The organism is Mesorhizobium sp. M1C.F.Ca.ET.210.01.1.1 (genome assembly GCF_004791585.1).
Taxonomy (GTDB): domain Bacteria; phylum Pseudomonadota; class Alphaproteobacteria; order Rhizobiales; family Rhizobiaceae; genus Mesorhizobium.
The window spans coordinates 1-350 of record NZ_SRUU01000146.1 but is presented as its reverse complement, the minus strand read 5'-3'; the positions used below and the strand labels follow the sequence as shown (position 1 = coordinate 350).

Annotated in this window: 1 protein-coding gene; it reads right to left on the bottom strand. The window is 68.0% G+C overall.

What is annotated here, in order from left to right:
- Positions 1-350 (bottom strand): ATP-binding cassette domain-containing protein (locus tag EN853_RS33325; protein WP_135861359.1); only part of this gene is annotated, 350 nt, incomplete at both ends.

Here is a 350-nt window from a genome sequence, read left to right as displayed (position 1 = left end):
CGTAGATCGCGTGCGGCGTGTCGCATTGCAGCAGCCTGCCATCCTTCAGCACCGCCATGCGGTCGGCCATGACCAGCGATTCCTCCTGGTCGTGGGTGACGATGACAAAGGTGATGCCGACCTCGTGCTGCAGGCGCTTCAGTTCGAGCTGCATGGCGCCGCGCAGTTTCTTGTCGAGCGCGCCGAGCGGCTCGTCGAGCAACAGCAGGCGCGGCCGCTTGACCAGAGCGCGGGCGAGCGCGACGCGCTGCTTCTGGCCGCCAGACAATTGCTCCGGCTTGCGGTCGGCGAAAGGCACGAGCTCGGTCGTCGCCAGGATGGCGTCGACGCGGCTGCGGATCTCGGCCGCC